Origin of the sequence: Streptomyces sp. NPDC052701 (assembly GCF_040678355.1) — a bacterium.
In the GTDB taxonomy this organism is placed as follows: Bacteria; Actinomycetota; Actinomycetes; order Streptomycetales; family Streptomycetaceae; genus Streptomyces.
This window is the reverse complement of sequence record NZ_JBFATO010000018.1, coordinates 82,942-91,551: the sequence shown is the minus strand read 5'-3', so window position 1 is coordinate 91,551 and position 8,610 is coordinate 82,942. Positions and strand designations below refer to the sequence as shown.

Below are 8,610 nucleotides of genomic sequence, written 5' to 3'. Positions count from 1 at the left end.
GACCGGGTGCCGGCCGGCCGGCGCTGCCGGGTCTTCCGCACGGCCGACGCGGGCGGGAGCTGGGAGCCGCGCACGGCGGGCCTGCCCCGGGAGGACCACTACGGCACGGTGCTGCGCGACGCCCTGTGCACCGACGACGCCGACCCGGCGGGCTCGGTCAGCCGGTAGCCGTACGACTCCACCGGCCGCGGTCCCCGCCCGGCGCCCCGGCGTCAGCCCACCGAGCAGGGCGTCCCGTTGAGCGTGAACGCGGCGGGCGCCGCGCCGTCGCCGCCGTGGCTCGCCTGGTAGCCGATGCCCACGCTCGCCCCCGGCGCGATCGTGCCGTTGTACGGGGCGTTGGTGGCGGTCACCGCGCCGGACGAGGGCGTGTACGTGGCGCCCCAGCCGCCCGTGACGGTCTGGCCGGCGGGCAGCGTGAAGCCGAGCTTCCAGCCGCTGATCGCCGTCGAGCCGGTGTTGGTGAGGGTGAGGGAGGCGGTCAGGCCGGTGTTCCAGGCGTTGGTCGTGACCGTCACCCTGCAGGCGCCCGGCTGGGGCTGCGGCGCCGGACCCGAGCCGTCCAGCCCGAAGAACCTGATCACGCGGGACGCCATGCCGGACGCGTACAGGTTGTGGCCGACGCCCTGGAGGCTGACGGCCTCCACGGGGGCCTGGTCACCGGTGCCGCCGTAGCGCGTGCGCGTCCAGCCGGGCTGCGGCGAGTCGGTGACGGCCGGGCTCTGGCTCAGCCCGTGCACGTTCGTCCACTGCTTGATCTCCTCCCCGAAGTTGGGGTGGCGCAGCACGTCGTCCTCGGTCCCGTGCCACAGCTGCATGCGCGGCCGGGGGCCGGTGTAGCCGGGATACGCGCCGCGCACCAGGTCGCCCCACTGCTGCGGGGTGCGGGTCACGGTGCCGTTCGCGCAGGCGCTGTTCCATTCGGAGCCGTCGGTGGTGGCGAAGCAGCCGAACGGGACGCCGGCGAAGGCGGCGCCCGCCGCGAACACGTCGGGGTAGTCGCCGAGCAGGACGTTGGTCATCATCGCGCCGGAGGAGATGCCGGTGGCGAAGATCCTGCCGGTGTCGGCACCGTGGGTGCGCACCACCCAGTCGACCATCGACCTGATCCCGACCGGATCGCTGCCGCCGCCCCGTCGCAGCGCCTGCGGCGAGGAGACGTCGAAGCACTTGCTGGCGCGGGTGACGGACGGGTAGACGACGATGAACCCGTAGCGGTCGGCCAGCGAGGCGTACTCGGTGCCGTTGTACATCGCCGGACCCGAACCCGTGCAGTAGTGCACGGCCACCACGACCGCCGGGTCGGGCGTGACGCTGTCCGGCACGTACAGGTACATCTGCAGGTTGCTCGGATTGGCGCCGAAGTCCGTGATCTCGGTGAGCGCGGCGGTGGGCGCGGCCCGGTCGCGCGCCGAGGCCGCCGGCGCGGCGAGCACACCGGTCGCGAGCAGCGGCACCAGCGCGGCGAGCAGCGCCAGGAGCACCGGCCGCAGCGGTCTTCCGGCGGAGTTGTGGGGGGTGGGCACGTCCTTGTCCCTCCTTCTCAGGGTCGGCCCGCCTCCCGCGGAGGGAGGCGTCCGCTGGGCATGGTGGCATGGACATGGCCCCCATGGAAGCGCTCCCACAGCCCTGGACGCCGACACCGGGGACGGCCGAACACGTCCTGCGCAAAGCGTTGACTAGAAAGCGCTTGCCGCCTACGGTCCGTTCAGCGGGGTGACCAGCCTTCACCGCTCGGAGCGTCATTGGCCACTCTGCAGGCGCGCGTCGTTCAGCACGACACACATCAGTCACGTACGTGCACAGACAGGTCCTCCTGAAGGGACGCACCCGCATGCGCACTCTCCCCCCACGCACACACCCGCGAAGAGCGGCGCCGGCGGCCGCGGCCCCGGCGGTCACCGCCACCGCCCCGGCCGCCTCCGGGCCCCGCCGCGAACCGCGGCGGTGACGTCGGCGGACACACCGACCCGCGCGGCAACGATCCCGGTGGGGCCGCCACCGAGATCTCACGGGTCGGCACCTCCATCGGTCCGCCCCACGGCCGCACCGCCGGGCCGGCCTCGTCCGCCGTCTCCCCGGTGACGCCCGGCGCCGGCGCGGGAAGCCCCGCCGGCCCACCCCGCACACCCGGCCCCGCATCCCCACACTCCACGACAGAAGGAATCGGGACATGACTTCTGCACCACGATCGCGCGCCAGGGGGCGCGCGCTGACCGGCGCGCTGGCCACACTCGGCCTGTCGGTTGGCATGATCATGACTACAGGCGCCTCTCCGGCGAGCGCCGCGACCTGGCCGACCCCGAACGGCAGCGAGGGCGTCTCCGCCACCATCTCGGTCTCCGGCACCAAGGACTACGGGATGAAGCGCCTCTACGGCACCGGGGACCTCGGCTCCGGCGGCCAGGACGAGGACCAGGGCCCGATCCTGGAACTCGCCGACGGCGCGGTGCTGAAGAACGTCATCCTCGGCGCCCCGGCGGCCGACGGCATCCACTGCAAGGGCAGCTGCACGCTGCAGAACGTGTGGTGGGAGGACGTCGGCGAGGACGCCGCCACCTTCCGGGGCACCTCCTCCTCGAACGTCTACACCGTCTCCGGCGGTGGCGCGAAGGAGGCCAGCGACAAGGTGTTCCAGTTCAACGGCGCCGGGACGCTGAACGTCTCGAACTTCGCCGTGAAGAACTTCGGCACCTTCGTCCGGTCGTGCGGCAACTGCAAGACGCAGTACAAGCGCACGATCAACCTCAACACCGTCGAGGTGAACTGGAAGGGCAGCAGGATCGTCGGCATCAACACCAACTACGGCGACTCCGCGACCCTGCGCAACATCACCGTCGTCGGTGACACCAGCAAGAAGATCGTCCCGTGCCAGAAGTACATCGGCAACAACACGGGCAAGGAGCCCACGACCAACGGCAGCGGCCCCGACGGGACCTACTGCAAGTACTCGGCCTCCGACATCACCTACAAGTAACCCCCGCGGTGAACGCGGCCGTACGAGGCGCCCCCGCCCGGCGCCTCGTACGGCCGCCGCGTCCCGCCCGGCGGTCCCGCCCGGCGGTCACCCGTCCCCGCGCGTGCGGCGTCCCCACGGGAGAGACCGGGGGCGCCGGCGCCCGGCCGGCCGCACCGGCCCGACCTGCGACGCGGCCGCTCGCGGAGGTGACTGTCAGTGGTGGGGTGCAGACTGGCCGGTGTCCGGGACGAAGGCGTCGACGACGACGCCGCGGAGGTGATCGGCATGACCGAGGTACTGCTCGCCGTGGGCACCCGCAAGGGCCTGTTCATCGGACGCCGGCGGGACGGCGGCGCCTGGGAGTTCGACGGGAGTCCCTGCTTCAACGCGCAGGCCGTGTACTCGGTCGCCATCGACACCCGCGGCGCCGTCCCGCGGCTGCTGGCCGGCGGCGACAGCTCGCACTGGGGTCCGTCGGTGTTCCACTCCGACGACCTGGGCCGGACCTGGACCGAACCGGCCCGGCCGGCCGTCCGGTTCCCCAAGGACACGGGGGCCTCGCTGGAGCGGGTCTGGCAGCTGCACCCGGCCGTCGCGGAACCCGACGTGGTCTACGCGGGTACGGAACCGGCCGCGCTGTACCGGTCGGAGGACCGCGGGGAGGCGTTCGAGCTCGTCCGCCCGCTGTGGGAGCACCCGACGCGCTCCAGGTGGATGCCGGGCGGCGGCGGTGAGGGCCTGCACACGGTGCTCACCGACCGGCGGGACCCCGCCGCGGTGACGGTCGCCGTCTCGACCGCCGGCGTGTTCCGCACCGTCGACGGCGGCGCGAGCTGGGTCCCCTCCAACTCCGGTGTCTCCGCGGTGTTCCTGCCGGACCCCCACCCGGAGTTCGGGCAGTGCGTGCACAAGATCGCGCGGGACGCGGCGGACCCGGACCGGTTGTACCTGCAGAACCACTGGGGCGTCTACCGCAGCGACGACGCGGGCGCGCACTGGACGGACATCGGCGAGGGTCTGCCGTCGACGTTCGGTTTCGCGGTGGCCGCCCATCCGCGCCGCGGGGACACGGCGTACGTGTTCCCGATCAACGCCGACTCCGACCGGGTGCCGGCCGGCCGGCGCTGCCGGGTCTTCCGCACGGCCGACGCGGGCGGGAGCTGGGAGCCGCTCACGGCGGGCCTGCCCCGGGAGGACCACTACGGCACGGTGCTGCGCGACGCCCTGTGCACCGACGACGCCGACCCGGCGGGCGTGTACTTCGGCAACCGCAACGGCGAGGTGTTCGCCTCGGCCGACGACGGCGACAGCTGGCGGCAGCTCGTCTCGCACCTGCCGGACGTGCTGTGCGTGCGGGCCGCGGTCGTCGCGTGAGCGGAGGGAACCGGCCGAAACCGGGGCGTGGAAAAGGCAGTCCGGGCCGGCGGAGGGCGCGGTCCGGCGCCGGCCACCGGTTGATCACCGCTGCCCGTACGGCAGTAGGGTGACGCCCGTGGCACCACGACCCTTGCATGAAATCGTCGAAGCGGGCTGGGCGAAGGCCCTGGAACCCGTCGCCGGACGGATCGCCGCGATGGGCGACTTCCTGCGCGCGGAGATCGCCGCGGGACGCACCTATCTGCCGGCGGGAGCGAACGTCCTGCGGGCCTTCCAGCAACCCTTCGACGACGTGCGCGTCCTGATCGTCGGACAGGACCCGTACCCGACCCCGGGGCACGCGGTGGGGCTGTCGTTCTCGGTCGCGCCCGAGGTGCGGCCGCTGCCGGGCAGCCTCGTCAACATCTTCCGGGAGCTGACCACCGACCTGGGCCTGCCCCAGCCCTCCAGCGGCGACCTCACACCGTGGACCCGGCAGGGGGTGCTGCTGCTCAACAGGGCGCTGACCACGGCCCCGCGCAAGCCCGGCGCCCACCGCGGAAAGGGCTGGGAGGAAGTCACCGAGCAGGCGATCCGGGCCCTGGCCGCGCGCGGCAAGCCGCTGGTGTCCATCCTGTGGGGCCGCGACGCCCGCAACCTGCGCCCGCTGCTCGGCGACCTGCCCGCCGTGGAGTCCGCCCACCCCTCCCCCATGTCGGCCGACCGCGGCTTCTTCGGCTCGCGCCCGTTCAGCCGCGCCAACGACCTGCTGGTCCGGCAGGGCGGCCAACCGGTGGACTGGCGCCTGCCGTGACCGGGGCGGGCGCCGGGGACCGCACCGGGTTCCTCGCCGTGGACTCGGGCGGCTCGGGTCTGCGGGCCGCCGTCGGAACCGTGGAGCGGGGCCCGCTGGCCCGGCGTGCCGTCCCGGAGCCCGTCCGGACCGGCGCACGGGGGATCGAGCCCGGGCATCTGCGGGAGCTGCTGGTGCCCATGGCGCGGGCGCTGACGGCGCAGGCCGGGCTGGCGCGGCTGGACACGGCGGTCGTCGGGGCCGCGGGGCTCGCCACCCTGGGCGACGCCGTGCGGGCCGAGCTGCCGGACGCCCTGGCCCGTGACCTGGGCGTGCGGCGCGTCGCGCTGGCCGCCGACGCCGTCACCGCCTACGTGGGAGCCCTCGGGCCACGGCCCGGCGCGGTGGTCGCCGCCGGTACCGGCCTGATCGCGATCGGCACCGATCTGACCGCCTGGCGGCGGGCGGACGGCTGGGGGCACCTGCTCGGCGACTGCGGGGGCGGCGCCTGGATCGGGCGCGCCGGTCTCGAGGCCGCGCTGCGCGCCCACGACGGACGGGACGGCGGCTCCGCCCGGCTGCTGGCGTGCGCCGAGGCGGTGTTCGGTCCCGTGGCGGGGCTGCCCGGGCGGTTGTACCCGCGCCCGGACCGGCCCGCCGTTCTCGCCTCGTTCGCGCCGCGGGTGGCGGCCTGCGCGGACGGAGATCCGGTCGCCGCGGGCATCCTGCGCGCGGCCGCCCGTCACATGGCCGACTCCGCGGCCGCCGTGTGCCCGGCCGGCGGGGAGGCGCGGATCGCGCTCACCGGCGGCCTGTTCGAACTGGGCGCCCCCCTCCTCGCCCCCTTGGAGGAGGAGCTGGCCCGGCGTCTGCCGCACGCACGGCGGGTGGCGGCCGGGGGTGATCCGCTGCACGGGGCGGTGCGGATCGCGACCGCCCTGGCGGCCGGTTCGCTCCCCCTGCCGGGTGACGAGAGGATGCTGAGCGTGACGACCGTGGAGGGTGCCTGACCCCCGGCAGGACACCGCCCGGCACCCTCCCTTCGCATCCGCGAAGTCACTCCGCCGGACGGGACGCGCGCTCCTCGTGTCCGATCGGTACGCGACTCATCAGACAAAACCGGACGGATACCGCTCACCTGCACCCTCCCCGAACAAGGGAGCCCAGGAAGCCAGTAACATGCGGCGCCATGAGCTCCCCTACTGGGCCCGCGTCCGGCCTGCCAGTACGAATGCCGCGCCCCCGCCAGCCGGGACGGCACCGCCGTCCAGAGCCGCTGGTGGCTCCCGAGGGCGCGCCCGCGCTCGTCCTCGCCGTGCCGGGCACGCCCAGTAGCGCCACGCGCAGCCTCGCCGAGGAGGTCGTGAGCATCGCCCGCTCCGAGCTGCCCGGCCTCGACGCCCGCATCGGCTACCTCGACGGGGACGACACCGAGTTCTCCACCCTGCAGTCCGTGCTCGCGCGCGCGGCCGAGGAGCGCACCGCCCGCTACGAGCAGGCGGTCGCCGCCGGCGTGGAGGCGAGGGAGCCCGAGGGCCCCGTCGCCGTCGTCGTGCCGCTGCTGGCCGGCCCGGACAGCGCGCTGCTGCGCCAGGTCCGTCAGGCCGTGATGGACAGCCGGGTCGCGGCGGAGCTGACCGACGTGCTCGGTCCGCACCCGCTGCTGGCCGAGGCGCTGCACGTGCGCCTGTCGGAGGCCGGTCTGGCCCGGGCCGACCGGGCTCGCCTGTTCACCGTGGCGACCGCGGCGGACGGCATCATCCTGGCCTCCGTCGGCGGTGACGAGGCCGTGCAGGCGGCCGGGATCACCGGCATGCTGCTCGCCGCGCGCCTGGCCGTCCCGGTCATGGCCGCGGCGCTGGACCAGGAGGGGTCGATCGCCTCGGTCGCCGAGCAGCTGCGCTCCTCGGGCTCCCAGCAGCTGGCGCTGGCGCCGTACCTGATCGGCCCGGAGATCGACGCGGCCCTGATCGAGGAGGCCGCCAAGGAGGCGGACTGCCCCGCCTCGGAGGCGCTCGGCCCGTACCCGGCGATCGGCAAGCTCGCCCTGGCCAAGTACACGACGGCGCTGGGCATCGCCCCGCAGCAGCCGCAGGGCGCGCCGGTCCGCTGAGACGGGCACGGCCGGTCCGTGCGGTACGGCTGAAAGGGCCCGATTCCCGAACGGGAACGGGTCCTTCGTCATGCCGGGCACCACGAACGGCCCCTCGTCATGCCCCGCGTGCGGGCGGCCCCTCGCCGTCATGCCCCGCGACGCGGGTGGCCCCTCGCCGTCATGCCCCGCGACGCGGGTGGCCCCTCGCCGTCATGCCCCGCGACGCGGGTGGCCCCTCGCCGTCATGCCCCGCACCACGGGCGGCCCCTCGCCGTACCCCGCGGCCGTGCCCCGCGCCGCGGGCGACCGGGCGGCCGTTCAGCCGAGGACCACGCAGGACGCCGCGGCCACCGGGATCGAGCCGCCGCGGTGCGGCACTCCCGTGCGGGGGTCGACGGCGTACCAGGTCACGTCTCCGGAGCGCTCGTTGGCCACGTACAGGAAGCCGTGGGACTCGGCCAGGGCGCGCGGCCAGTGCCCCCCGCAGGGGACCGTCGTGACCAGCCGCAGCCTCTCCCCCTCGACGGCGAACACCGACAGCACGTCCTCACCGCGGGTGGCGGTCCACACGAAGCGGCCGTCCGGCGAGGCGACGACGCCCGAGGGGTAGGCGTCACCGGCCGGGGCGCCGGGCAGGACCGGCGTCTCGTCCAGCGGTTCCAGGGAGCCGTCGGCGGCGCTCCAGCGGCAGACGGTCACGGTGGGGGCGAGTTCGTTGACCACGTACGCGTACGGGCCGTCCGGGTGGAAGGCCAGGTGCCGGGGCCCCGAGCCGGGCCGCAGCGCGACCTCCCGGTGCGGCCGCGGGACGCCCCCGGCCAGGGTGCACACCCGCACCGAGTCGGTGCCGAGGTCGACGCTGACGGCCCAGCGGCCGGTCGGGTCGGGCTGCACCTGGTGGGCGTGCGGCCCCCGCTGGCGCGGCGCGTACGGTCCCGAGCCGGTGTGCCGGAGCACGCCGGAGGCGGAACGGGCGAGGGTGCCGTCGGCGCGGACCGGGACGGCGGTGACGCTGCCGGACCCGTAGTCGGCGGTCAGGACGTGTCCGGCGAACACGCCGAGGTGGGTCGGCCCGCTGCCGACCGGCACCGGCGGCCCGGCCGGCTCGGGCCGGTCCCCGCCCACCCGGTACGCGACCACCGCGCCCCGCTCGCTCTCGCTGACCGCGTAGAGCGTGTCCCCGGCGGGCGACAGGGCCAGGTAGGAGGGGTCGGGCAGGTGGTGCGCGCTGCCGAGGACCGTCAGCGCGCCGGTGTCCGGGGCGACGGCGGCCGTCACGATCCCGGGGCCGCCGGCCGTCGTGAACGACCCGATGAACGCGCGCCGCTTCCCGCCCTGTGCCACAGCCGTCCCCTCTCGTCCTGTGCCGTCCCGGGCGACGGTAGCAGGAAGGTCTAGACCAGGACT

General features: G+C 75.1%; 7 protein-coding genes and 1 pseudogene. 6 read left to right on the top strand and 2 right to left on the bottom strand.

Translation table 11 applies throughout. The features are described 5' to 3' along the window. A pseudogene (locus tag AB0L29_RS21410) lies at positions 1 to 153 on the top strand (exo-alpha-sialidase); the annotation flags it as partial. Between the two features lie 59 nt (positions 154 to 212). On the opposite strand, the gene AB0L29_RS21405 reads toward AB0L29_RS21410, so the two are convergent. Next, positions 213 to 1,526 carry a PHB depolymerase family esterase gene (locus AB0L29_RS21405; RefSeq protein WP_365829286.1) on the bottom strand — a complete coding sequence of 438 codons (1,314 nt, stop codon included), beginning with the start codon at positions 1,524 to 1,526 and terminating at the stop codon, positions 213 to 215. A 647-nt stretch (positions 1,527 to 2,173) separates the two neighbouring features. Between AB0L29_RS21405 and AB0L29_RS21400 the strand changes: the two genes are divergently transcribed. From AB0L29_RS21400 to AB0L29_RS21380, 5 genes are all read left to right on the top strand, one after another. Continuing rightward, positions 2,174 to 2,977, top strand: coding sequence for a pectate lyase (locus tag AB0L29_RS21400; RefSeq protein WP_365829285.1), 804 nt, complete (start codon positions 2,174 to 2,176; stop codon positions 2,975 to 2,977). A 198-nt stretch (positions 2,978 to 3,175) separates the two neighbouring features. Continuing rightward, positions 3,176 to 4,333, top strand: coding sequence for an exo-alpha-sialidase (locus AB0L29_RS21395; RefSeq protein ID WP_365829284.1), 1,158 nt, complete (start codon positions 3,176 to 3,178; stop codon positions 4,331 to 4,333). Positions 4,334 to 4,451: 118 nt separating this feature from the next. Further along, on the top strand, positions 4,452 to 5,129 hold the full coding sequence (locus tag AB0L29_RS21390) for a uracil-DNA glycosylase (RefSeq protein WP_365829283.1): 678 nt from the start codon (positions 4,452 to 4,454) through the stop codon (positions 5,127 to 5,129). Beyond that, a complete protein-coding gene (locus tag AB0L29_RS21385; protein WP_365829282.1) occupies positions 5,126 to 6,118 on the top strand; it encodes a BadF/BadG/BcrA/BcrD ATPase family protein in 993 nt (330 codons plus the stop codon). Before AB0L29_RS21390 ends, AB0L29_RS21385 begins: the two co-directional genes overlap by 4 nt. A 179-nt stretch (positions 6,119 to 6,297) precedes the next feature. After that, positions 6,298 to 7,221: a hypothetical protein gene (locus AB0L29_RS21380; RefSeq protein ID WP_365829281.1), complete on the top strand. Its 924-nt coding sequence runs from the start codon at positions 6,298 to 6,300 to the stop codon at positions 7,219 to 7,221. 300 nt (positions 7,222 to 7,521) lie between these two features. On the opposite strand, the gene AB0L29_RS21375 is transcribed toward AB0L29_RS21380, so the two are convergent. After that, on the bottom strand, positions 7,522 to 8,547 hold the full coding sequence (locus AB0L29_RS21375) for a lactonase family protein (RefSeq protein WP_365829280.1): 1,026 nt from the start codon (positions 8,545 to 8,547) through the stop codon (positions 7,522 to 7,524). Between the last annotated feature and the right edge of the window lie 63 nt (positions 8,548 to 8,610).

What these genes read in the sequence shown, in the direction of transcription:
- AB0L29_RS21400 (WP_365829285.1), top strand. Translation starts at nt 2,174, where the DNA reads ATGACTTCTGCACCACGATCGCGCGCCAGGGGGCGCGCGCTGACCGGC.
- AB0L29_RS21380 (WP_365829281.1), top strand. Translation starts at nt 6,298, where the DNA reads ATGAGCTCCCCTACTGGGCCCGCGTCCGGCCTGCCAGTACGAATGCCG.